Here is a 24,621-nt window from a genome sequence, read left to right on the forward strand (position 1 = left end):
CTCCCTGCTTTATTTTTTGGCTTACGGTTATTGTTGATGCCGCAAGAGGCCGCAAACCTGACTTGCCAACGAACGGGCACTGCCCGGATCTACGAACGCAAACGGTTCCGCTACCGCAACGAACTCCGGTTCCGGTTGCGATATTCCCGCGGCGACAACCCGGTTTTGCGTTTGAAAATCGCGTGAAAATGCTTCATGTCTTTGAAGCCGACCGTTTCCGCAATTTCGTACACTTTGCGGTCCGTCGTATCGAGCAGCTCGCAGCATCTTTCGATTTGCACGGAATGGACGTAATCGGTGTACGTTTGGCCGGTCGCTTTTTTGATCAGCCGATTGAACTGTCGTGTGCCGACGCCTACCCGCTCCGCGATATCCGAAAGCTGCAAAGGCTCCTCCAAATGCTGCCGGACAAGACGGATCGCCGTTTCGACGCGCGAATCGACGGCCGCCGGATGCTCGCCTCCCCCATCGTTCAGCGAACGAACGAGCGTCAGCAGCAGCTGAATGACGTTCGCGACGATCATCAGCCCTCGGCCTTCCTGCCTCATCGCGTATTCCTGATGGAGCCGCAGCATGATTTTGCCGGCATCGGCCGTTTTCTGTCCTCCAACCTGAAGCAGCGTCGTCGACGCGCGAATCTCGTCCAAAGCGACCGTCCGTTCCGCCGGCAGCAAAATCGAATGGCTTTCGATAATCCGGTCGAGCAGCTCCAGAGCGAAAATGCAATTGTAAACGATCAGCGGCTCCTTGCCGTCGGCGTTGGACGGCCGAAACACGTGGGAGATGCCGACCGGGATGTAAAACAGATCGCCCTTGCCGACGGGAATCACCCGGTCGTCCACGTAATGAAAGCCTTTTCCTTCATAAACGTAAGAAATTTCCACGAAATCGTGGGAATGCTCGCCGAGCGAAAACGTTTCGCTCGATCGGTTGACGAATACGGGCAGATCGAGGCCGAAATACATATGTCCCCGCATCGACTGGACCGGTCTTCTGATCGTCATGGCCGCCTCCGAAGCTACGGTCCCGCGCATCGCCCTCGGCCGCGGAACCCGCTTTTACTCCAATATTCTCTGTGGTCAGTATATCCCTATAAAAAAGACAATTTCAACCCTCAAAGTATAGCGGGTTAGCCGGGTTCGGGAGTTGCGGAGGACGATTGACGGCATCGAACGGATAGCGGTATTATATTGGTATTACTTTGGAATATATTGGTTCCGTAAAGGAGGCGGATCGTTACGGTGGAGGCGTCCCCGTTGGTGAAGGAGAGGCTTGTCGACCAGCTGCGCCGCCTAATCGCCCCGCTGCAAACGGGCTCTCTCGTGAAAATTCCGTCCGAACGGCAGCTCGCCGAAAGCTTGCAGGCGAGCCGGGTCAGCGTGCGGGCCGCGATCCGCGTACTGACGGGCGAAGGGCTGCTCGTGCAGCTGCGCGGCAAAGGCACTTATATCGTCCCCGCCGTTCGTTTGGAAACGCTTTATTTGCTCCGCTCGCCGGACATCAAGGACAACGACCCGTTTTACAACCATTTTCTCGTCGAAATCACGAATTTGGCGGCAAAGCAGGGCATCAAGCTGGCGATGGTTCATCCCGACCGACCGCCGGGCACGGATGCGGCTTCCCCGCTTGTCGTGATCGGCATGCTGGACGACAGCCGGCTCGACGAGCTGACCGCCGCGTACGGCACCCTTTTCGCCGTGGAGCGCTACGCGCATCGGGACGACATCGCGCAGGTTTATTTCGACGATTACCGGATCGGCAGCAAGGCGGCCAAAACGCTGTTCGATCACGGGTACCGGAATTTGGCGCTGCTCGGCGGACCGGACAAATACGCATCGGCGAATTTGCGCAAGCTCGGATTTTTGGACAAAGCCCGCGGCTGCGGGGTGCCGGTGCGTGTCATGACCGACAAAATGAACTGGGAGGGCGGCGTCCGCGCGGCCGATCTCGTGGCCGCTTCCCCGGGCGATCGGCCCGATGCCGTTTTCGCCGTGAACGACTGGATGGCGGTCGGATTCATCCAGCGGCTGCGCGAGCACGGGCTGCACGTGCCGGCGCATATGGCCGTCATCGGCTGCGACGACATTCCGCTCGCGTCCGAATGCTCGCCGCGTCTCGCCACGTTCAAGCTGGACATGAAGCATTTGGTCGAGGAGCTGCTCGCCGCCATTCATCGGCACCATGCCGGACGGTCCGCCGAGCGGAACGAGGTCGTGCTGCCGGCCGTTTTCATTGGCAGAGAGTCGCTAGCCCACAAAACCATTCGATGAACGAAGGAGCGGGAAACGTATGGCGAAGCTGATCGTAAACGCGGATATCCCGAAAGGGACGATCGACCGCAACATTTACGGCCATTTTTCCGAGCATTTGGGCCGGTGCATTTACGAAGGCATTTGGGTCGGCGAACGATCGCCGATACCGAACATCGACGGCATGCGCAGCGACGTCGTCGAGGCGCTTAGGAAGCTGCGGGTGCCGGTGCTGCGCTGGCCCGGCGGCTGCTTCGCCGACGAATACCATTGGAAGGACGGCGTTGGCCCGGCCGAACAGCGGAAGCGGATGATCAACACGCACTGGGGCGGCGTCGTGGAGGACAACCGGTTCGGGACGCACGAGTTTATGCGATTTTGCGAATTGATCGGCGCGGAGCCTTACGTTTGCGGCAACGTCGGCAGCGGTACCGTCGCGGAAATGTCCGAATGGGTCGAGTATATGACGTTCGGCGGCGAATCGCCGATGGCGGATTGGCGAAGAAGGAACGGCCGCGAAAAGCCGTGGAAGCTCGCCTATTTCGGCGTGGGTAACGAAAACTGGGGCTGCGGCGGCAACATGCGGCCCGAATATTACGCCGATCTGTACCGGCGGTACGCGTGCTATGTACGGAACTACGGCGACAATCGCATTTTCAAAATCGCCTGCGGCGCCAACTCCAAAGACTACGATTGGACGGAGGTCGTCATGCGTCAAGCCGGCCGCTTCATGGACGGCCTAAGCCTTCATTACTATACGATTCCGACGGGACGGTGGAACGAAAAGGGCTCGGCTACCGAATTCGACGAAAAGCTCTGGTTCGCCACGCTCAAGCATACGCTGTTCATGGACGAGCTCATCCGGCGCCATGACGCCATTATGACCGCTTACGACCCCGAAAAGCGGGTTGCGCTCATCGTCGACGAATGGGGAACGTGGTACGACGTCGAGCCGGGCACGAATCCCGGGTTTTTGTACCAGCAAAACACGATGCGCGACGCGCTTGTCGCCGGCATCAATCTGAACATTTTCCACAACCATTGCGATCGGGTGCGCATGGCGAACATCGCCCAGCTCGTCAACGTGCTGCAAGCGGTCATTTTGACCGAAGGCGCGCGAATGGTCCTGACGCCGACCTACCACGTCATGGACATGTACAACGTGCATCAGGGTGCCGCTCTCGTCGCCGCCGAGCTGGACGGCCCCGTTTACGAAATGGACGGCGAACGGATCGATCAGTTGAGCGTCTCCGCCTCGGTCGATTCGTCGGGCCGCCTTCACGTTTCGCTTTGCAACCTGCATCACGCCGACTCCGCGGACATCGTCTGCGACATACGCGGCCTCGCCGTTTCCGAGGCAGCCGGAACGATTTTGACGGCGGATGCGATGCAGGCGCACAATACGTTCGACGAGCCCGAAGCCGTGAAACCGGCGTCGTTCGACGGCTTCCGAATGGAAGGCGGCCGGCTTGTCGGCCGGCTCCCGGCCCGTTCGGTCGTCGTTCTCGAGGTCCGATGAACAGCCGGCCGATGACGGGAACGAACGACGGCCGCGCGGAGACGCCCGAATGCAAGGGATGCTCGGCAAGCGTCCATGTCGCGCCGGAAAAGATGGCGGGGCGATTCGGCGAAACGAACCGCGTCCGCGCGGCCGAGCTTGCGACGGAAGCGGAATATGCGCGTCGGCTGGCCGTCTGCCGAGGCTGCGAGTCGTTTCAGTTCGGCACGACGTGCCGCTGGTGCGGCTGCCTGATGGAGCTGAAGGCCAAGCTCGCCGCGGCCCGCTGTCCGGCGCCGGAAGGAAGCCGCTGGTGAACGGCGGAGCAGGCCGAAGACGGTCGGAGCAGGATCTGTTGCTCGAGACCGACATGCATGTCTTGCGACGCTACGCCTTAACGCCTTCGACCGCCAGCAAATAAAGCGTCTGCGAGACGGCGGCGTCCCGAACCCACTCGCGGTAATCGTCTTCCGCGGCGGCGCGCTCGTCTTCCGTAACGTAGCCGTCCTTGACCATTTGCAGGCCGCGGCTTGCCGCCACATCCGCCCAGATGCCGATGCGCGGCATAAAGTCGCCGTCCCCCCGTCGTGCGGTTTCGTGCCGGGGAGTCGCCGTTATATCGCGAAGTCCTGCTTCCCGAAACAGCCCCGGGAGCCGGTCGGCGATCGAATTGTCCATCCCCGCGTCGGACCGCCACCGCAAAAAGGCGGCGTAAAACGATCGCATGCTCGCCGGCGGCTCCGGCTCCCAAACGATCTTCTCGTGGTTGTAATCGAGCACGAGCACCCGGCCTCCCGGCCGGGCGGCCGCCTTCATCGCGCGCAGCGCCTGCAGCGGGTCGGCCAGCCATTGCAGCACGCGCGACGAGGTGACGATATCGAACTCGTCTTCGTACGGAAGCGCGTAAATATCGCAAACGTCGAAGCTCAGTCCCGGAACGTCCCCTCCCGCCTGCCGCGCTTTGGCTATAAGCTCCGGGTTGTTGTCCGTCCCGACGACGCGTCCCGACGATCCGACGACGCCGGCGATGCCCCGCGTAATCGCTCCCGTGCCGCAGCCCGCATCCAGCACCGACATGCCTTCCGCGAGCAACTGCTCGAGCCGTCCGTGCGAGGCCGACAGCGTTCGGGCGTCCAACACGTTCGTCGCTTTTCCCGAAAGCTCCGCCCGCTCGCGCGCTTTGTCCGCTTTCATCGCAGATCCATCCTTTCCGTTCTCGCTATGCTTAACGTCTTTTCGCCGGCTAACGTTATCCGCTATCCGTCTGCCCTCGCCTCCGAAACGGCGGAAAACTCAAGGTACGAGCTCGAACAACTGGATTTCGTTCAGCCCGGCCCATCCGGAAGATGCCGTTACCGTTACTTTGACATAACGGACCGTCTTCGCGCAATCGAAATATTTGAAATCGACTTCGTTCATGCTCGCGTTCGTGAGCCGACAATCGTACGATGTTTCGACCGTATTGAACTATTTTGCTGTCGCTTGGCCGAACATAGAAGCCCCAAACGTCCGCTAGCACGCCCCCCATTTCACGGCGCGTCATCACCCGAAAAAGAAAAAAGTCTCCGGCACCGAATGCCGAAGACGAGCAGCAGCTTGTTAACCAAATCCGTTCAGCTTAACGCCACGATCGCGCCGGAGCCGTCCTTGAACTTCAGCTTCGCGTCGGCCGCGTCGACGAACAGCGCGCCGTTCGGCACCGAAGCCGCGGCGCTCGGCAGAAGCGACACGAACTCGCCGTTCAGCGCCTTGGCGTTGACGTAGCCGTTCTGCAGCGTTTCCTTGCCCGCCCGGTCGCCGACCGTCAGCGCGCCCTGCCACGAAGCCCGCATAAGCGGCTTGACCGTTCCGTTCGACATCCCGTTAAACTGCAAATCCGCCTTTTCCGCCCCCGCCGCCGAGCTTTGCTGCATCGCGACGACTTCGGCGTACAGCGTTTTTTGCGCCGAGGCGTTATGTGCGTACATTTTCATGCCGAACGTCGCCGCAGCCGTGTTCCTCTTGTACGTTTCGCTGTAAAGCGGGATTCCCGCCTCGACGACATCCGTCGTATCCGGCGCCAGGTTGACGATGAAGTCGCCGGACTGATTGAAGCCGAAATTGCCCATCAGCCGGGAGCTGACGCCGCCGTTGTAAATCCCGTTTTTGTGCGGGACCCCGTTCGGCACCGTCGTGCGGATCATATTGCCCGAGACGACGTTTTGCGCGCCTGTCGTTATCCGGATGCCCGCATAGAGCGAGCCGTCGAGATCGGCCCGTTTGTTGGGGGATAAAATGTAATTGTTCGCGATGACCGATTGACCCAAATTGGCGAAGCAAATGCCGTCTTTTTTCGGAAACGAGATGACGTTGTCCGCGATATAAGCGTTTTGCAGCAGCGCTCCTTCGGCCACGATGCCGTACTCCATTTGCGGAACCGTATCGCTGAGCGTTCGGTCCCAATATAAATTTTGCGAGGCCGCGATAATATTGTTGCAAATTTCGTACCCTTGCTGGTAAACGTTCGTGCCGCCCTCGGAGTGAACGATGCGGATCCCGTCGCCGAACGAATTGTAGATGTAGTTGTCGTTGATCGAGCTCCGGTCGACCGGCCCTTTGTAAAACCCTTTGCTTAAATCGGACATATTGCCGATCACCTGATTGCCGAACGCGCGGATTGATTTGAATTCGATGCACCACGACTCGGCCCCGGGCGCAAGCCTGGAGCTGTGCTTGCCCATGGAATGGAACCGGCTCTGAATAATGCGGTACCCGCGGCATTCTTCGTTCAAATACGGCTCCACGACGATACCCTTTAAACTGTTGGAGAATATATTATAGTTGAAAAAGACGTTGCGGCCTACGCATTTGACGCATTCGTTCAGCCTGAAAAATCCGCAAAACTGAATATCGCAATCCAAATTGGAAAGCGTGCCTTGTCCGGAGCCGTCGGACCGGTCTATTAAAATTCCGTTCACGGACGGCGTATACGGATTTTGGTTCAAATCGCCGTCGCCCTCGAGCTGCAGCCCTTTCATGCAAAACGAATAATGCTTGACTTGAATCATCCACGCATTCGCAGTCGTACATAGGATTCGCGGCGTATACTCGCTTTTGAAATCGGAATAAAACGTTACTTCCGGCTGGCGGATCACGATCGGCTGCGTAATCCGGTACGTCCCCTGCGGGAAATAAATGTTGCATCTGGCGCCCCCCGCATCGACCGCGCTTTGGATCGCGGGGCCGTCGTCGTTTACGCCGTCGCCTTTCGCGCCGAACCATTTGACGTTGATCGAGCCGTCATACAGCCGCTTGAAGCGCGCGCCGGACGACGATACGAGCACCGTTCCGCCGTTATCGGCGGACGTCGCGTCCGCGGAGTCGTAGACGAAAGGGCCGGCCTGCTTGCCGTCCTTGACGAAATAGACGATATCCGGATCGGGCGCCGTCCAGGAGCGTAGCTCGGCGATGGTGACGGACAGACAGCATTTCGAATCGAGCGAATCCGCGGTCAAAAAATCGGGCGGCCCTTTGCGGCCGTAAACGTCGCCGCTCACCGGCCCCCCGGCCGCGAACGCCGTCCCCATCGTTCCGCCGATCACGCTGCCCGCGGCCAATGCCGCCCCGGCCATCCCGAGCGACGACAGCATCGCCCTGCGCGAAACGAGCGGGCCCTGCCCGCGATCGGCTGCCCCGATCCCGTCTTCCTTCATCCGATTGCAGTCGCGATTTTCCATCCTATTCAACCCTTCCCTTCACATGGATTAGGCTTAACACATTTCGATTCCGAGCCGATACGGATCGGTTCGTTCAGCGGCACTTCCTCCCCAACATGACCGCTGTCGTCATTTTGTCTTTACAAGCAGGCCCAAGCCGACTACAATTATCCATGGAAAAGACAATGTCTCTAATGCCGTGACGTTTTTTGCATGTCCATTTTGTTCATTGGGAGAGATCGAAGTGATCCTTGATTCCGTAGCCAATCTCGGCCGGTATGCCGGCGTACATCCCCGCATCAAGCAGGCGGTCGAATTTTTGAACGCGCATGACTTGAAACAGCTTGCGCCGGGCAAGTACGACATCGACGGCGACCGTCTGTTCGCCCTCGTTCAGCATTACGACACGAAACCGAAGGCGGACGGCGTCTGGGAGGCGCACCGCAAATACGCCGACATCCAAATCGTGGCCGAAGGCGCCGAAACGATGGGGCATGCGCCGATCGGTCAGGCGAAGGAAACAACCGCTTACAAGAACGATGCCGATTACGCTTTGTTCGCGGCCGAAGGCCATTTCTTCACGCTGAGCGAAGGCTATTTCGCCTTCTTCGCGCCGCAGGATGTGCATATGCCTTGCGTCGCCGTTAACGATGCGCCCGCTCCGGTCAAAAAAATCGTCGTCAAAGTTGAACTTTGAACGGCGGCGTAAGACCTTCATTCGTCATTCGATCAATCCGAACGGCTTGAATTCGGCAAGCAGGCCCGCATATTCCAGCGAACCCGGGGGGGAGGCGGTCCCCCCGCCGCGTTCGTTACTTGCTCTTATCCTTCGCCAGCTCCGCCTTCAGCTTCTCGTCCAGCTGACGCAGCCCCGTGTTCGTATCGACCTTGCCGCTGGCCACGTCGTGGAACGTTTGTGCCATCGAGTCCTGCTGGACGACCGTCGGCACGTTGGCCGTTCCCGGCTTGCGCTTCGGCGCATACGGCGCCCATTCCGTATAATAAAACAGCGATTTGATGTTTTTGCTTTTCAGGTCGTCCCGCTCTTGCCCGAAGGCGTCCCGGATCGCCGCTTTCGTCACGATCGGCAGCATCCCTTTCTTTGAGTCGGCGAGCTGTACATCGTCGGATACCATTTCCATAATCACCTGAAACGCGTCTTCCTTATGCTTGCTGGTCGCCGAAACCGACCAGTACGCCGGCCCGCGCCAAGCCATCTTTTTCGGCGCGCCGGGCAAAGTCGGGTACGAGACGATGTCCCATTCGATTTCTTTCGGGATCGGCGTATATTGGCTGTACTGGTTAATTTGCATGGCGATGTTGCCTTTGTTGAATACGGACGCAATTTCTTCGACGCGCGTCGGGGCGATCTTGTTGTTCGGCAGCTCGTAAAACCGCAGAAAATTGGCGAACAGCGGCTTCCACTTTTCAGGATCGTACAGTCCGTCGGCGTTCGGATCGAGTATCGGGTAGCCGTACGAATTGTCACGCAGCATCGCCATAATGTTGGCGCTGAAGCCGCGGTATTCGTTGCCGCCGTCGGTTCGGCTCATTTTTTTCGCCAGCTCGTATACTTCGTCGAACGTCATGCCGTCCTTCGGATAAGCGACCCCGAACTTGTCGAACAAGTTTTTGTTGTATGTGAGCACCATCGGAAAATAAGGCGGGTACGGGATGCCGTACAGCGCGCCGGTTTGGCCCGCGTCGATCATTTCCTGAATGAACGGCGCATTGAAGCGAGACAAATCGACGTTAAACTTTTTGACGTATCCGTTCAGGTCGGTGCCGAGATTCAGATCGAGATAGTTGTTTTTCAAATTCGGCACGTCGGTACGGATCAAATCCGGCGTTTCGCCGCGCGCCACGAGCTCCGGCAGCGAGTTGCCCTTGTCCGGCGGGATATACTTGAACGTGATGTAAGGGAACTTTTTCTCGAGCGCGGCCCGAAACCGTTCGTTAAACTCCTTCTCGGCAACGCCGAGACCGAACACGGACAGCGTGATCGGGTCTTTCTTGACCTCCGGCGCCTTCGCTTCGTTCGGTTCGGAAGCGCCGCTTCCGCCCCCTCCGCCTCCCCCGCACGCCGTCAGCGCGATCATGACGGCCGGCAAACCGAGCGACAGTCCGATTTTCAGCTTCTTTTCCATAGTTGTGTAACCCCCCCAAAAAAGAATGTAAAAATGCCAACGCCAGTAAGGACAAAAATGTTCGCTCGCAGCGGATCGGTTCCGCCGGCTGATTGCCCGCGGATAAGTAACCGCTTACAACGAGAGCGCTTCCTTGAAGCGGAAACGAATACGAAGCCGAACTTGAAACCGAACTCGAACTCAAATTCAAACTGGAAGCCGTAAACGTTACCGCATATTTACCGAAGCCGCGTATATGAGATTAATTTGTCTCTTATTATGTTACAATGTATCCGATTAACGCTAACCTCATTATATAAGAGACTCTCCCGGTTGTAAACCAACAAATTACAGCGCTTCCAATCGTCCGCCCGAAAGGGCGCGCGGCGAAATTCCGGCTTGTCTGCATGTTTCGCCGACGATCCACCCTCCCCGACTCGGAATGGAAATGCGCCCGCCCCCACGTTCGGGTTACGACGTGACGATATCGACGAATCGCCCCCATATCGCGAACGGATTCGGACTCGGGAAGCCGCTCGCAAAGTCGTACTGCCAATTCGCGCCCCGGTCTCCCGTCAAAAAGACCCGGCCGCTTCCGACGACGGCGATGCCGGTGTATCCGGTCGTCGTACCGTCGTACGTCGTCGCGAACGACGTCCAGCTTCGCCCGGAGCCGTCGGGCGACAGCAGCATGCGCGTATCCGGCCGGCCGTAGCTCAAGACGAGCGTGCCGTCCCGGAGCTTCCGCAATGCCGGAAGCACGCTGTGCGTCAGCTCCGGCGCCGGTCCCGGCAGCGGCTCAGGCTTGCTCCACGTCTCTCCTTCGTCGAACGAGCGGCATTGATACAGCGGTTTGTTGCTGCCGATCCGCATGACGCACAGCAGCGAGCCGTCGGCGACCCGCTCGACGGCAGGCTCGCAATAGCCTTCGGGACCGGCGTCCGGATCGTACGCGACCGTCGAGACGACGGACCAGTTCGCGCCGCCGTCTGTCGAGCGCGCCCATATCGTCCGGTACTTCGTATCGGTCGCGTAGCGGCCGTACAACGCCGCGCCGAGCGTACCGTCCTCCATGGACAGCGCCCACGTGAACGCAAAGCCGCCGCGTCCCGTGCCGGCAACGATGCATTTCATCGGAACGGGCGTTACGAGCCTGCCTTCCGTCGTCGTCCAGGACGCCCCGCCGTCGGCGGACTGTACCCAACGAATCCGCTGCTCGCGGGAAACGTCTCCGCCGATCATCTCCGTGACGAACGACGGGCCGCCGATTACGCCGTCCGGCCGTTCGACGAGCGTTATCGGGAACCAGGTGTGCGACTGAACATGCGGCCACGTACCGCCCATATCGTCCGACATGCGAAGCCCGACCGAAGGCGGAATGTTCGCGTCGTCTTTCGTTTGGCTGAAATAAACGAACAGTCTCGTGAACGGTCGGCCTCCTTCGCCGACGATGCGGAACGCCGCCGCCGCGGGAAAAGCGCACAGCTTTTCCCCTTCGGCTTTATGGACGACAAACGGTTCGCTTGTCTGAATGTTGTATGATTGATTGGTGACCATCCATCTTCCTCCATATAGATGACTTTCGTCCGCGCCGCACGCCGCCGCGGCCGTCCCGATCAGCCCGATTGATAGGAGCATTTTTCTACGGTCCAAAAACGGGTTCTGCTCGTCCCGTTGGTCGTATTGCCTTACCGACATATGGCGTCCCTCCTTAGAGGTCCGGCGAGATTGGCCGGCGAAAGAGCTCCTTTTCAAGCGTCCTTTCGGGCTTTTCGCCAATGGTTAACGATACACCGGCAGCCAGTCCCCGTGTCTCTCGATCAGCTCGTCGCACATCGCGACGATGTCGTCGATCGACAGCTCCGCCGACGTATGCGGATCGAGCATGGCCGCCTGGTAAATATGGTCCTTCTTCAGCGTCGTCGCCGCCTCGATGGTCAGCAGCTGCGTATTGACGTTCGTCCGGTTCAGCGCGGCGCATTGCGGCGGTAAATGCCCGACGTACGTCGGCGTTACGCCGCTCGCGTCGGCGATGCAGGATACTTCGACACACGCCTCGCGGGGCAAGTTCGTGATAAGCCCTGTATTCATGACGTTGCCGCCGAACTTGAACGGAACGTCCGTTTCGATGGCGTCCAGAATGTACGAAATGTATTCGTGCGATCGCGTATGCGTCAGCCCTTCGTTGCCGACCAGCTCGTCCCGCATCGTCTTCCATCGGTCGATCGCCCAGACGCATCGTCGCGGATATTCGTCCAGCGGGATGTTGAACCGCTCGATTAGCTCCGGGTAGCTTTTTTTGATGAAGTACGGATGGTACTCCGCGTTATGCTCGGACGACTCGGTCACGTAATAGCCGAACCGCAGCATCAGCTCGAACCGTACCATGTCGTGGTGCTTTTCCCGCTGCTTCTCGGCGGCCCGGCGTTTGATTTCGGGGTACAAGTCCTCGCCGTTCCGGGTAATTTCGAGCAGCCACGCCATATGGTTGATGCCGGCGATTTTCCACTGCACGCCCCGCTCCTCCATGCCGAGATGCTTCAGCAGTCTCGGAGCGCATACTTGAACGCTGTGGCAAAGTCCGACCGTTTTCACCCCTCCGACCGTATTCATGACGTTCGTCAGCACGGCCATCGGGTTCGTGTAGTTGAAAAACAATGCGTCCGGACATACCTCCTGGATATCTCGAGCGATCCCGAGCATGACCGGAATCGTGCGCAGGCTGCGGAAAATGCCGCCGATGCCGACCGTGTCGGCGATCGTTTGGCGCAGGCCGTACTTTTTCGGCACCTCAAAGTCGGTAATCGTGCAAGGGTCGTAGCCGCCGACCTGGATCGTGTTGATGACGTATTTCGCTCCGCGCAGCGCTTCCTTGCGGTCGGCGTACGCCTTGACCGAACAGCCGCTGCCCAGCTTGCCGATCAGGTGAACGAGCATCCGCTCGGCGTCCTTCAGCCGCTGCGCGTCGATGTCGAACAGAGCGAATTCGAAATGCTGCAAGGAAGGCACGAGCATGCAATCCCCGAGCACATTTTTGGCGAACGCCACGCTGCCCGCCCCGATGAACGTAATTTTGTCCACTTCTCTTTTCCTCCGAAAACGAATGTCCTTGGATCGCTCTCTCTTTACGATCCGTACGATCTTACAAAAACGTCCGAATCTGCTATACTGTTGATGACATTAAGCAAACGGTTACAATCGGGGTGCATGTGATTGCTGTTTCCGCACGAGCAATGCGACCGCAAGACGTTCCAGTTCCGCTACCTGACTCCGTCCACGCTCAGCATGCGGCTCGTCGGCATCGGCTGGCAGAGCGTTTCTTCGACCGAATACCGGTATGACGGACTGAAGCGGACGGACGGGGAAGGAACGATTTTCCAGTTCACGCTGTCCGGGCAGGGTACGATCCGTTTCGGCGACCGCGAATATGTCGTGCCGAAGCATTGCGGCTTCCTGTGCACGCTGCCGAGCGACCACGAATATTATTACGACGCGGCGTCGGGCCCCTGGGAATTTCTGTTTATCGCCGTGCGGGGCGAGGATGCGATCCGGCATTGGAACTCGCTCATCGACCGGTTCGGACCGGTCGTGCCGTTCGCCGGCCAGCTGGAGCCGTTTTTGTGCATCAGCGAGCTGTATTCGCTCGTTTGCCGCAACGCCGAGCTCGACAAATATTTCGTCTCGTCCCAGCTGTACCGGTTCGTGCTGGAGCTGAACCGGATCTTCGAAGGCAGCGACGTCGTTCCGTACAAAGACTCGCCCGAACCGGTCCGCACCGCCATCCGGCTCATGCAGTCGCAGTACGCCGCCCCGCTGTCGCTGGACGATATCGCCTCGGCCGCCGGATTGTCGAAATACCATTTCAGCCGCGTCTTCCTAAGCAAAACCGGCATTCAGCCGATGCACTACTTGCGCAAAATCCGCATCGAGAAAGCGTCCGCCCTGCTCGCCCAGACGAACAAGACGATGGAGACGATCGCCCGCGAAACCGGCTTCGAGGGCGGCAATTACTTTATCCGAGTGTTCAAAACGCTCGTCGGCATGACGCCGAGCGAATACCGGCGCAGTCTCGGACCGGAGTCCGCGCACGCGCTGCGCATCGAGAAATGACGGGGGCGCGCGCCGGTCGGATGAGTCGATCGGGCCGGACTTACAGTCATGTATGCCCCTATCCATAGGCGAACATACGTTCCGTTTAAACGCAACACCGTCCCTTCCGCAATCGATTCGGGCCAATTTCGGCTGCGGTCGATATTGTCGCGCATATCGCATAAAATTGCTCATCCATACGCACCTGACTATAATGCCGGAGCTCGGAAACATGTACGGATATGCGCCTTACACTTGGATTATATCGAGCGGAATGCGAAAGAACTATAGGAGATTGTTTCGATTGACGTTCAATTTATTGCGGTCCGTAGCAAGGATCGGCTGCGGCTTCGGCAGAGCGCCGCCGACGAACATGACAATCGATGAGGGATCGGGTATAATTAGCCGGTAAACCAAAGTGAACCAGACACAATCGGAGTGATTTTACGGTGAGCGCACCTTCGAAACGATCCGGCGCCAGAACGAGACTGGAGCATATGGTAGACACGCTGCGCGACGAGATCGTCGCCGGCACGCGGGCCGTCGGCGATTTCCTGCCCTCCGAGCTGGCGCTCTGCGAGCAGTTCCGGCTCAGCAAAAAAACGGTTCGCAAAGGACTGGAGCAGCTCGTGAACGAGGGCTTCATCGAGAAAGTTCCGCGCATCGGAGCGCGCATCGTCGGCTCGGTCCATCGCGAAACCGTCCTGCTGCGATTCGCCCATTACCCGAAGCTCGTGCACGAAATCAATTTACCGGACTTGATCGACGATTTTCATCGGCTTCACCCGACCATACGCGTTCAGGCGATCCCGTATTCCCACCAGTACGACAAAGAGCGCAACTACGAACGGCTTCAAACGGACAAGCTGGACGTCGTTACGATCAACGCCCACGATTTCGAATATTACGCCGATCCGGACGAAACGTCGTGCCTGCTGGAGCCTCTTCCGCCGGTCGACGGGATTTATCCGTTTCTCGAAGGGCCGTTCCGCAGAGGAGACGAGCTTTATGCGCTGCCTTTCGTCTTTACGCCGGTCATCCTGTGCTACAACAAAGAGCATTTTCTGGAAAACGAGCTTCCCGAGCCGGACAGCGGGTGGACGTGGGAAGATTTGCGCGGAACGGGGCGGAAGCTGTCCAACGGCGTCGACCGGTTCGGCTTTTATTTCCATCTCCCGTCCGGCAACCGATGGCCGATTTTTTTGCTGCAAAACGGCGTCGTCTTCGGCAAAGACGGGCGAGACCGGTACGTCCTGGACGATCCGAAAGCGAAGGAAGCGTTGTCCTTGTGCAGGGACCTTGTCCGCGACCCGAAGCTGTTCCCGGTCTTTTTGTCGGAAAACGACAGCGACGCCCACGCTTTGTTTTTGAACGGCAACGTGTCGATGATCTTGTGCACGTACGACAGCCTGAACGACTTCCGCGACGCCCCGTTCGCCTACGATATCGCGCCGCTGCCCCGGTTCAAGGAAGCGAAAACGCTGCTCGGAGCGATCGCGCTCGCCGTAAACGCCCGTTCCGGCAATAAAGCGGCGGCCAAGCTGTTCGTTCGGCATCTGGTATCCTACCGGAACCAAATGCTGATTCGATTGAATACGTTAAGCATTCCCGGCTTGAAGCGGGCGGCGGAATGGGTCGGAGGACCGGATAAAGACAATGTCGCGAACCGGCCGTACCGGTTTCATATGTACCGCGACATCATTCCGACGTTCCGTTTCGCGTCGACGCTGGGCCTTCCGACCGAGCTGCTGCTGCGGATGGGGCAGTCGTTGAAGCTGTACTGGTCTCAGCTCGAGGAGCTCGAAACGATTTTGCCCAAGCTGGAGCAATCGTTCGCTCCGCCGCCCGAAGACGGCTAGGAAGCCGCTCGAAAGCCGCCGTTCGCCACAAGAAAAACGGCTGTCGACGTATTTCGAGGATGAGCGAAAACGGTCGGCTTCCGAAACGTAACGGACGCCACGGCGCTTATTTCGCGAAAATCGGCCGTTTTCCAATCGGACATCATTGCCCTTATTTGCCCCGAACCGCCGTCCAAAAGGGGGTTTTTCGCCAAATAGATGCGCCTATGTCCGTTAGAAAATAAATAGGCCGAAATGAGGCTCATTAGCGGCCGCCGTGTCCGTTCATTTGGAACCTGGTCTGTCTCGCCGCCGCCTCATGCTCGTCCCCCGCTCCAACTCCCTACGACGCCGGCGAAGATCGTACGAGCTGGTATCGCCCGCCGTATCCCGCCGCCGGACAGCAGGAAACCCGCTCCGGCTTCGGCGCTAAATGGGACGGGCGGTCTTTTCTGTGCAAACCGAACATTTTGCACGCCGAACCGGCAGCGGAGCGGGGAACGAGATGGAAATGCTCCCGCTATTTTCGGTCGATTCCCGTCTCCGGGCAAAACAACGGGAAATCGTCCCGCTAATTTCGACCAAACCGCGCTTTTCGCCGATACTACGCCAATTTACCTGGAGCTTTTCCAGGTATTTCGAACCGACGCCGCCAAGAGAGCGAATGAACCGGAGGTTTTCCCGTTCGCTTTTATTCCAGTGGCCCGGCAGGATTCGAATACGCCGGACGCGGAAACGAGAGGCGCTGCCCGGAAAGATATAACACTTTAATAAAAAAAAGCCCGGACTGGGCTTCTTTTTCTTTCCGAACATTACTTGTCGTCGTCCGTTTGCGAGGGGGCATCCGCCGGAGGAACGGCTGCCGGATCCCCGGCCTCCGTCGTTTTGGGCATCGAATCCAAAATTCGCTTCAATTCGTCCTGAAAGGGAACCATGAGCTCCTGAAATTCCGCCGCCTGCCTGGAAGAAGGAGCCTGGGGTAAACGGAGCCGGGGCTTGGCGTATACAACCCGCCCGTATTGTCTTCCATCGCCTTAATCAACTGATACCCGTGCATCGGTTTCGATGCCAGCAGTTCAAGCAAAGCGAATTTGAACTTCCCGCGCTCGAAGAAACGCTTCCCCTCCCCGCGCCTCCCAAAACGGCCGCGCGGTCCGCCATGACGGTATTTTTGGAACAGATCCCGAAAGCCTTCCGTATCCCTGTTCCGGTGCGGATGCCGTCCTTGCCATGTACGATGATCGTGAAATCTCATATCAACCACTCCCCAATACGATATATCGTATTGCGTCAATAGGAACCGCTGCTTGTACCCGTAACTTTCCAAGCCATGGAAGCGTATTAAAAAATGAATGCTCAGCTCGTGAGGTGGATTAAGATATGGACTACAAAGAAATCGAGTTTTCGAAAAGAACGGCAAGAGCGTTGTCCATGATTTTCCCGGGGATGGGCTTGATGTTTTATTCGAAATGGAAAGCAGGAGGACTCTTCATCATTTTGCATGTGCTATTCGGTTTCTTATCAATCAGAGAGTTGATCGAACGTATCGCTTATTACACGTATCACCCAAGCGGGGATAGGGAAGGCATGTACGAGTTTTTCTTTATATGGATCGCTCTGCTGGCAATCAATTGGGCCATGAGTCTAATTTGTACGGAGAAAGTGAACCCGAACGATTGAACACAAGAAAATGAGCCCGTCCGAATTTCGGAGAGCTCATGATCGTTGATCCTGACGTCAATATCCGTATTCAGCTTCGGACCGCCCTGGCGTCGCCGCCTGCGCGACCGGAGGCTCGGGCGCTCCAATGCGCCAGCTGATAAACCAACCAGATGACGGATACGACGAGCATCATATCGAAACAGACGTTAAACAGAAATAAATGCTTCCCGATATCCGCCTGTCCGTCGCCCAGGATTGGCATCAAAAAACCGATTGCGCCAACCAAGCCGATCAGCATCATCAATTCCGTCCGAATCCGGCTGATCCGATCCCGGCGACGAATGTATTCGAAGATGGCGACGGCGTAATAGATCGCATAGAACGCCGATATAAACAGCAGCGACCGGGGCATTTGCGTATGTTTGAATTCGCTCCAGACGCTGTAGCCGTAAGCCATCGCGCCTGACGGTTTGTTTTCCTGCTTCAAATAATTGCCCAAATAGTAGGGCCGAATGCTCATACTGTTGCTCGCTGCAAACTCCATTTTGTCAATCAGGCGCGACGGATGTTTCACATAAAACAGCAGTATATCCCGATGCGAAACCCGGTCATAAAAATCCGGTTTCATTGAAGGCGCATCCTGTTTAATCGCGGTATCCGTCTGAAAATAGTTCGTGCCGGCCAGCACGGACAGGTGCGAGGGCAAACCGAGCTCCTTCAGATCCCCGTCTATATCGGGAGATCCGTGCAAAATCCCGTAAAACACGGTCTGATACAGATTGATGTTCTTCAGTCCCTTCGGAGCCGCCGCATACATCACGACCGAAACGACCGCTATCGAAGCCGACAATCCGATCGTTAAACGGCGCCAGTTCGGCTCATGGCGAAGCGTCATAAAGCGGAGACCCAGTGCGGCGAACAGGATGCCTGCCGGGGCGTTCTGGATTTTGGAACAGGCCAGGAAAAAGACCGAAACGAAATAAAGCCAGATTATTGTTCTCGAAGGCTTCTCCCGATTGAGCAGACATAGGCCGAAGCCTGCCGAAAGCAGCAAAAACACAAACGAGACCGGCTCGCCGAACAGCGAATTGAAATAGGCCGCATAGCCGATATCGAAAAATACGAACAGCATGCAAATCGCAAGCGCGACGCCGACTGCGCTCGATTTGTATGTATTGTAGCGAACGATGATATAAGTTGCCGCGAGCAGAAGCACGGAAAATAAAGCCCCGAGCACCCGAATATCGAAGGAGGACGGATCCCGAACCGATCCGATCAGCCGCGCCGCGGCAACCAAAATGATTTGCGTGGACGGATAAAAGCCTTGAAAAAAACGGTCGTACGAAAAATACCGGTGAGCATATCCGAAAAAGCGGTCCTCGTAAGACTCGTCCGGCAATCCGTAGTTCAATCCGACGGTCCCCATCACCCGCAAAAAATCCCCGTTGTCCGCAACGCCGATAAACGGTTCGGTAAATAACGAATAGACAAGTATGCTGAGGCCTGCCAGTACGGCAAACCATTCGGCTCTAATCATTTTTCTCATGTACGTTTCGACACTTCCCCATTTCGGTTTGAGGCGGAACGCTGCATCCGCCTATTTCGGGAGCCGGGCGCCGCTTTGCCTCCATACGGCCCGCGGCTCCGACCCGCATCATCCAGCGGGCCGTATGGCGCGGGCGAACTCGACGAGTTCTTCCTTCGTGGCGGCGGACCCGGCGAGACTGTATCTCAAAAAGCCCCCTTCGCTTTTTTCCACCCAGATCAAAGAATGATTGTCATAATACGCTTCCGTGTCCCCCACCTGCGCAACGAGCTCCTTGGAAGGCTTCTCGACAAAATAGTTGGACTTCCCGACTTCTCCTAAAAAGGCGATGTTGTAGTCGATTTCCCGCCCGTCCTTCTTGAACTTCAATGAAACGGACTGAATTCCGCTTCCGGGCTTCCTCACGCCATAGGCATACTCCTTGCCGTCCGGCGTTTTCGCAAATATGAGACGGTCCTCATTCGGGCTCTGCGGTTCGGAATCCATATACAGGTAGCCGGCTTCGAATTCGAAACCGTCCGGCGGCCGAACGGAAAGACGGCTATCGGCGAGCGGTCCTCGTACGGCGGCACTAAACGCGTCAGGATCGCGGTATTCGATCGGCGAAGTCACCCACAAAATATCATCCGTTTCCCGCTTGACGATCTCCTCCTTGCTCCCGAAGTGGACGACGGCCGACTCGCCCGGAGCGATTTGCTTTTTTACCTCCTTCAGAACGTCGGATTGCCAAGCGGGAATTTTCACGTCCGTACCTCGGACCTCCATGACGGAATTTCCCGATTTATCCTTTAAATCCAACCATTCGATGGCGGCATACGAAAAGCCGCTCAACAGACCGACCACGCAAAAGACGACAGCCGCCCGCTTCATGGCGACGGCGGGAGCTTGGCGAGGGCTGGACGGCATACTCCCCGACTGCCCGATCCGCTTCATAACGCGGTCGGAAAAGTCTTGTTCCGGGGGATTCGCCGCGACGACCGACTCTTTGATACGGCACATCATGCCCGCTTCCGGCGACACATCATTCGGTTTCATTCTCGATTCCCTCCATATACCGAGACCAGAGCGGCCTCAGCCGTTTTTTTAGCCGCTCGTATTTTTTGCGCGCGGCGGCCGGTTTACAACCGATCACTTGGCTGATCTCCTCAAAGCTGCATCCGTCGACGACCCGCATCAAAATGAGATTCCTGTCTTCGGACGAAAGCGGGCCCAGTAACTGTCCGACAACATCGCTGCAGTCCGGTGCGCCATAGGCGGTCGGCTGTTGCTGCTGCTGGTGCTGTCGGTATAAACGGAATAACTTGTACCAGGCGCTGCGCTTTTTCAGCAAATTGATGCAGTGGTTATAGGCGATTCGGTACAGCCAGGCCGAGAAGGAAACGTTCTCCGTAAAACGGCCTATATGCAAATAGCATTTGATAAAAATATCTTGCACCGCGTCCTCCGCTTCCTGCCGATCGCCCAGCATATGATGACAATAGACGTGAATCCGGCGCTGGAATTGTTGAACCAGAAGGCGGAACGGCTCCTGCTGCCCGTCTTGAATGCGCCGGATAATCCGCTCCATTTCCGCCTCGGACAACGGCGCGTTGTCGTGACCCGATTTCATAAGCACTCCTTTCGCGTTCCCCTCTTGCACCCGGTATAACAAACCAAGTCCTCGATTTGTGACATGTTTTTTTTGGAAATGCACGTTGCGGCCTTGGCCCATCCGGTTCCGCTTCAAATTTCACTTCTAACATATTTGTGTTGACCATATACTGTTTATATAATATACTGTGTACAAAAATTACTGTTTATATCATAAACAATAAGGAGAGGATTTCATGACCGCCACGCCCCCTACAACGGCCAAACCGGCCGGCCGCAAAGAATGGACCGCACTAGGCATCTTGTGTCTCCCGCTCATGATCGTATCGATGGACGTCTCCGTCCTGTTTTTCGCCGCCCCAGCCATTGCCGCGGATCTGCAGCCGACCGCCGCCGAACAATTATGGATTTTCGACGTGTACGGGTTCGTCCTTGCCGGTTTGCTGCTGACGATGGGCGCCGTCGGCGACCGAATCGGACGCCGACGCCTGTTGATGATCGGCTCGGTCGGCTTCGCTCTAAGCTCGTTGTTCGCGGCGTACGCCCAGACGGCCGAAACCTTGATTCTGGCCCGCGGAATATTGGGGATTGCGGGCTCGACCCTCATGCCGTCGACGTTGGCTCTCGTTCGCACGATGTTCCAAGACCCGGCGCAGCGGACGAAAGCGATGTCGATCTGGAGCGCCGTCATGGCCGGCGGCGTCACCGTCGGGCCGATTATCGGCGGCCTGCTCCTCGACTCTTTCTCCTGGGGAGCCGTGTTCCTTATCAATATTCCGGCGATGGCGCTGCTGCTTGTCGCCGCGCCGTTCCTGCTGCCGGAGTCCCGCAGCGCCGTGCGAAGCCGGGTCGATCTTTTCAGCTCGATCCTCGCACTCGCAGCCATCCTTCCCGTTATTTACGGCGTCAAAACACTCGCGGAGGACGGCTGGGCGATCGTTCCCGCCGTTCTGCTCGCGGCCGGCTCGCTCGCCGGTATCGTGTTCGCGCGGCGCCAGTTGGCCATCCAAAACCCTTTGATCGATATTCGTTCGCTGGCGGAGCGGCGAACCGGCGGTTCGATCCTCGTGAACCTGATCGCGACGTTCACGCTCATGGCGAGCGCCTTGATCAATACCCAGTTCCTTCAGTCGGTTCTCGGCTACTCCCCGTTCGTCGCGTCCCTTTGGAGCGTACTGCCTTCGATCGTCGTCGGGGCGGCGGCGCCGATGGCCGCCAAGCTGTCCCTCACGTACGGGAGGCCGCGCGTTATGGCCGGAGGCTTCGCGTTGTCGGCGATCGGATTCGGCGTACTGACCCAGGTTCGCCTGGAAAGCTTCTCGCCGCTTGTCGTCATGCTCGTTGGAGCCGGTTTGGTCGCGGCGGGAATCGTCTCCGTCATGACCCTCGTCGCCGATTATGTCGTCAGCGTCGCACCGGCCGACCGCGCGGGAGCCGTCGGAGGTCTCATCGAAACGTCCAGCGAGCTCGGAGGCGCATTCGGTATCGCGATTCTCGGCTGCGTCCTCGCGGCCGTCTACCGCCATGCCGTCTCTCCTCTGCTGCCCGCGGAGCTCGCGCCGGAAGCGGCCCGCGCAGCCGGGCAAACCATTGCCGGCGCTTCGGCCGCCGCGAGGCATTTGCCCGCGGAAGCCGCGTCCCGGGTGATGGACGCCTCCCGGGAAGCGTTCATGACCGCCATGCACGTCACCTGTCTCGTCTCCGGCGTCATCCTGCTGCTGGCCGCCGCAGCAACGGTCGTGCTGCTTCGCGAGAGGAAAACGGCCGTTAGCGCCGCGGCGTAAGACCGAGACTGAAATGAATAAGGCTGCTCCAGGGAATCAACCTTGGAAGCAGCCTATTTTATTCGTTCGAGGGGGAAGCTTTATTTGCCCGTTCCTTCCGTCCTTTTCCGATTCAAATATTGCTCGATCCCGTCCAAAATCCGTTCCAGCCCGAATTCCAAATCGCTGCCGACGGTGTTTTCGCCTTCGTTTTCGCCGGTATAGGCGCCGGACATGACGAGCGGATGCAGGTCCGGATATTGGTCCGACTTGACCAAAACCCGAAGCACCGCCGAATAATTGAGCCCGCTGAACTCTTCCTCGCTGGAGCCGGCCTGAATGGCGCGGTCGATGTCCCTTTGAAGCATCCCGCAAGAACGGGCGTAACCGCTCAGCAGCAGAACGACGGACATTTTCTCGTAATCGTTCAGAGGCATGTCCCGCAAAGGCCGGAGCGCCCAATCGACGATGCGCAGATTGTTGGGCGCGATCGGAATGCCGAAGATCGGGATGTCCGCGTACCACGGATGATTGCGAAACACGCCGATCGTGCCCATCACGTACTCGCGCAAGCTCTCCCGCCATTCATGCGGAGGTCGCTCCGGAGGCAGCGGAATATCGCATGCCGCATCCTGCATGAGGAGTAACAGATCGTCTTTGCTCGGAATGTAGCGGTAGATAGACATCGCCGTGAAACCGAGCTCCGACGCAATCCGGTTCATCGAGACGGCGGAGAGACCGTCTTTGTCCGCGATTTCGATCGCCTTCTTCACGATCTGATCGATGCTCATCTCCCGCTTGGGCCCGCGCTGCGGAGGCTTCACCAATCCCCAGCCGAGTGCCGCGCCGGCCGGAAGCAGTTTCGCCGCTTCTTCCGGCGTTAGATCTTGGTTGCTCATCAGTTCTACCCCCTGGTCGTCCGAAGCCGTCTTGCACAAAATCGTTTATTATATAAACAGTATATCACAGCTGCGCAAAAATCGGAAAAGAAGCGGGCACGTTGCTGTTAATGATCGCCGCATAGCATAATAAAGGTTTCGCTCTCGGATCCGTTGCTTTCGGCATCGCGGCGAGTGTGTTTCTTATGATGGGTGTCATCGTTCTTCAGTTGTTCGGACAAACGGCTGACGAACCCGGCTATCGTTATCGGAGCCGAATGCGGGGTGCGAATGGGTTTACGAACTCCAGTATGTATCGCTATTGCCGGCAAATCGGATCGTTTTCTTCCATTTTGGGCTGGATAGCGATGTCCGGATTCGATAGCCTGAAAAACGATCGTTTTTTCCGCCGATAAGCATACTACGATTTGTTCCATCCCGCATCGGCCGACACGGATCCCGGTTGCCGGGCGATCCCTAAGAGAAGACCTCCAGAACAACTGATAGTCGTTCTGTACAACCGATCCTATTTGCAAGCCGAAACGGCAGCGGAGCGGGAGACGAGATGGAAATGCTACCGCTATTTTCGGCCGTTTCCCGTTTTTGGGCAAAACAACAGGAAAACGTCCCGATATATTCGTCCATACCGCGCTTTTCGCCGATTCGGCGCCATTTTAACCGGAGCTTTTCCAGGTATTTCGATACGACGCCACTAGGAGAGCGAGCTAACGGGAGGTTTTCCCGTTCGTTCGATTCCAGTTGGCCCCCGGCTGGATTAGGATACGCCGGATACGGAAACGAGAGGCGCTGCTCGCTCCCCGCAGGATGACCAAAAAAAGAACCCGAAAACATATAAACGCTTTAATAGGTACAAAAGGAGCTGGCCGCGGCAGCTCCTCTTTTGGTCGAAAAGTCATTCGTACGGCATCATTCTCCGTCAGCTTCGTGCCGGCACTAGGTCCATCTAGCTGCCTTTCCGCTATTCGAATGTCGTCCCGGAATTCAGCCTCCGAGTGGCGGCCGCGTTCCCTCTCTTTATCGATCGGGGCAATTCCTTCAATACGACCCGATAATCCATAATATTGCCGTATCGATCCGCTTCTATGGCACAGCAGCTGGTCATCATTTCTTTCAGCATCTCCCTGCCCCGCTGAACTCTGGATTTGGCTCCGGAGTAGGAAATACCCAGCTGCTCGCTCAGTTCCTTCTGGGACAACCCCTTCAATTCGGACAGTTCGAGCACTTCCCTATATTTATCCGGCATTTGCCGGATTACGTTTTTTAAACCGACGACGGCCTCCTTGGCAGAATCCTGCTCCTCATACCGGTCTTCGATCGGATGCTGATCCTGCAGTTCCTCGGTCCGCTTCTCTTTGCGGAAATGATCGATAATGCTGTTCCGGGCGATTTGGAAAAGCCAGGAACGAATTTTCCGATCATCCCTTACATCGCCCATTCGGCGGTGCGCCTTTACAAACACATTCTGAACAATATCCTCGGTATCGGGATGAGAACGCGTTTTATTCCGAACGAAATTTCTGATGTGATCGTGGTATTGCTCCCAAAGTTGTTCAAAAGTCATCCGGCGACGATCTCCTTCCCAAACATTTTTTTCGCAATTTTGCGTCCTCTTCTTTTTGCTTCCGTCACCATTAGTGTAAAACAATTTCAGGAAGGTGGAAAGGAT

21 protein-coding genes are annotated in these 24,621 nt (G+C 57.4%); 8 read left to right on the forward strand and 13 right to left on the reverse strand.

Annotation, left to right across the window (positions count from 1 at the left end; all coding sequences use genetic code 11):
- Positions 1 to 110: 110 nt before the first annotated feature.
- The gene (locus PV407_RS08085; protein WP_332089402.1) at positions 111 to 1,004 is read right to left on the reverse strand and encodes a helix-turn-helix domain-containing protein; all 894 of its coding nucleotides are present in this window, start codon (positions 1,002 to 1,004) and stop codon (positions 111 to 113) included.
- 237 nt (positions 1,005 to 1,241) lie between these two features.
- On the opposite strand from PV407_RS08085, the gene PV407_RS08090 reads away from it, so the two are divergent.
- From PV407_RS08090 to PV407_RS08100, 3 genes are read left to right on the forward strand one after another with little or no spacing between them, the layout of a single operon-like run.
- Entirely contained in the window at positions 1,242 to 2,270 is a 1,029-nt protein-coding gene (locus tag PV407_RS08090; protein ID WP_332089403.1) for a GntR family transcriptional regulator, read from the forward strand.
- A 19-nt stretch (positions 2,271 to 2,289) separates the two neighbouring features.
- Positions 2,290 to 3,768 (forward strand): alpha-N-arabinofuranosidase, encoded by a 1,479-nt coding sequence (locus PV407_RS08095; protein WP_332089404.1) that lies wholly within the window; start codon positions 2,290 to 2,292, stop codon positions 3,766 to 3,768.
- Entirely contained in the window at positions 3,765 to 4,064 is a 300-nt protein-coding gene (locus PV407_RS08100) for a DUF6171 family protein (RefSeq protein ID WP_332089405.1), read from the forward strand. The genes PV407_RS08095 and PV407_RS08100 overlap by 4 nt, the downstream gene beginning before the upstream one ends.
- A gap of 70 nt (positions 4,065 to 4,134) precedes the next feature.
- Here PV407_RS08100 and PV407_RS08105 read toward each other — a convergent pair whose 3' ends face one another.
- From PV407_RS08105 to PV407_RS08115, 3 genes are all read right to left on the reverse strand, one after another.
- The gene (locus tag PV407_RS08105; protein ID WP_332089406.1) at positions 4,135 to 4,941 is read right to left on the reverse strand and encodes a methyltransferase domain-containing protein; all 807 of its coding nucleotides are present in this window, start codon (positions 4,939 to 4,941) and stop codon (positions 4,135 to 4,137) included.
- Positions 4,942 to 5,040: 99 nt separating this feature from the next.
- Positions 5,041 to 5,166 (reverse strand): hypothetical protein, encoded by a 126-nt coding sequence (locus PV407_RS08110; RefSeq protein ID WP_332089407.1) that lies wholly within the window; start codon positions 5,164 to 5,166, stop codon positions 5,041 to 5,043.
- 194 nt (positions 5,167 to 5,360) lie between these two features.
- Positions 5,361 to 7,463 (reverse strand): glycosyl hydrolase family 28-related protein, encoded by a 2,103-nt coding sequence (locus tag PV407_RS08115; RefSeq protein WP_332089408.1) that lies wholly within the window; start codon positions 7,461 to 7,463, stop codon positions 5,361 to 5,363.
- A 223-nt stretch (positions 7,464 to 7,686) separates the two neighbouring features.
- On the opposite strand from PV407_RS08115, the gene PV407_RS08120 reads away from it, so the two are divergent.
- Complete coding sequence (locus tag PV407_RS08120) at positions 7,687 to 8,139, forward strand: YhcH/YjgK/YiaL family protein (RefSeq protein WP_332089409.1); 453 nt, start codon at positions 7,687 to 7,689, stop codon at positions 8,137 to 8,139.
- 115 nt (positions 8,140 to 8,254) lie between these two features.
- Here the strand turns inward: PV407_RS08120 and PV407_RS08125 are convergent, their stop codons facing one another.
- The 3 genes from PV407_RS08125 to PV407_RS08135 all read right to left on the reverse strand — a co-directional run bounded on the left by PV407_RS08125 (position 8,255) and on the right by PV407_RS08135 (position 12,649).
- Entirely contained in the window at positions 8,255 to 9,589 is a 1,335-nt protein-coding gene (locus tag PV407_RS08125) for an ABC transporter substrate-binding protein (RefSeq protein WP_332089410.1), read from the reverse strand.
- Between the two features lie 450 nt (positions 9,590 to 10,039).
- Positions 10,040 to 11,266 carry a sialidase family protein gene (locus tag PV407_RS08130; protein WP_332089411.1) on the reverse strand — a complete coding sequence of 409 codons (1,227 nt, stop codon included), beginning with the start codon at positions 11,264 to 11,266 and terminating at the stop codon, positions 10,040 to 10,042.
- A gap of 84 nt (positions 11,267 to 11,350) precedes the next feature.
- On the reverse strand, positions 11,351 to 12,649 hold the full coding sequence (locus PV407_RS08135; RefSeq protein WP_332089412.1) for an alpha-glucosidase/alpha-galactosidase: 1,299 nt from the start codon (positions 12,647 to 12,649) through the stop codon (positions 11,351 to 11,353).
- A 132-nt stretch (positions 12,650 to 12,781) separates the two neighbouring features.
- Between PV407_RS08135 and PV407_RS08140 the strand changes: the two genes are divergently transcribed.
- The gene (locus tag PV407_RS08140; RefSeq protein ID WP_332089413.1) at positions 12,782 to 13,678 is read left to right on the forward strand and encodes a helix-turn-helix domain-containing protein; all 897 of its coding nucleotides are present in this window, start codon (positions 12,782 to 12,784) and stop codon (positions 13,676 to 13,678) included.
- A gap of 428 nt (positions 13,679 to 14,106) precedes the next feature.
- Positions 14,107 to 15,516 (forward strand): extracellular solute-binding protein, encoded by a 1,410-nt coding sequence (locus PV407_RS08145; RefSeq protein WP_332089414.1) that lies wholly within the window; start codon positions 14,107 to 14,109, stop codon positions 15,514 to 15,516.
- Positions 15,517 to 16,405: 889 nt separating this feature from the next.
- Here PV407_RS08145 and PV407_RS08150 read toward each other — a convergent pair.
- On the reverse strand, positions 16,406 to 16,750 hold the full coding sequence (locus PV407_RS08150) for a PadR family transcriptional regulator (RefSeq protein ID WP_332089415.1): 345 nt from the start codon (positions 16,748 to 16,750) through the stop codon (positions 16,406 to 16,408).
- A 125-nt stretch (positions 16,751 to 16,875) separates the two neighbouring features.
- On the opposite strand from PV407_RS08150, the gene PV407_RS08155 reads away from it, so the two are divergent.
- A complete protein-coding gene (locus tag PV407_RS08155) occupies positions 16,876 to 17,175 on the forward strand; it encodes a hypothetical protein (protein ID WP_332089416.1) in 300 nt (99 codons plus the stop codon).
- Between the two features lie 70 nt (positions 17,176 to 17,245).
- Here PV407_RS08155 and wsfD read toward each other — a convergent pair whose 3' ends face one another.
- The 3 genes from wsfD to PV407_RS08170 form a co-directional block, all read right to left on the reverse strand.
- On the reverse strand, positions 17,246 to 18,703 hold the full coding sequence (gene wsfD, locus PV407_RS08160; RefSeq protein ID WP_332089417.1) for a glycan biosynthesis hexose transferase WsfD: 1,458 nt from the start codon (positions 18,701 to 18,703) through the stop codon (positions 17,246 to 17,248).
- Between the two features lie 108 nt (positions 18,704 to 18,811).
- Positions 18,812 to 19,738 (reverse strand): hypothetical protein, encoded by a 927-nt coding sequence (locus PV407_RS08165; protein WP_332089418.1) that lies wholly within the window; start codon positions 19,736 to 19,738, stop codon positions 18,812 to 18,814.
- Positions 19,725 to 20,414 (reverse strand): RNA polymerase sigma factor, encoded by a 690-nt coding sequence (locus tag PV407_RS08170; RefSeq protein WP_332089419.1) that lies wholly within the window; start codon positions 20,412 to 20,414, stop codon positions 19,725 to 19,727. The genes PV407_RS08165 and PV407_RS08170 overlap by 14 nt, the downstream gene beginning before the upstream one ends.
- A gap of 115 nt (positions 20,415 to 20,529) precedes the next feature.
- Here PV407_RS08170 and PV407_RS08175 point away from each other — a divergent pair, with 115 nt between their 5' ends.
- The gene (locus tag PV407_RS08175) at positions 20,530 to 22,077 is read left to right on the forward strand and encodes an MFS transporter (protein WP_332089420.1); all 1,548 of its coding nucleotides are present in this window, start codon (positions 20,530 to 20,532) and stop codon (positions 22,075 to 22,077) included.
- An 80-nt stretch (positions 22,078 to 22,157) separates the two neighbouring features.
- Here PV407_RS08175 and PV407_RS08180 read toward each other — a convergent pair whose 3' ends face one another.
- Positions 22,158 to 22,955 carry a TetR/AcrR family transcriptional regulator gene (locus tag PV407_RS08180; RefSeq protein WP_332089421.1) on the reverse strand — a complete coding sequence of 266 codons (798 nt, stop codon included), beginning with the start codon at positions 22,953 to 22,955 and terminating at the stop codon, positions 22,158 to 22,160.
- 958 nt (positions 22,956 to 23,913) lie between these two features.
- On the reverse strand, positions 23,914 to 24,600 hold the full coding sequence (sigZ, locus tag PV407_RS08185) for an RNA polymerase sigma factor SigZ (RefSeq protein WP_332089422.1): 687 nt from the start codon (positions 24,598 to 24,600) through the stop codon (positions 23,914 to 23,916).
- Positions 24,601 to 24,621: the final 21 nt, after the last annotated feature.

It is taken from the genome of Paenibacillus sp. GYB003, from assembly GCF_036577625.1.
Lineage (GTDB): Bacteria > Bacillota > Bacilli > Paenibacillales > NBRC-103111 > Paenibacillus_AB.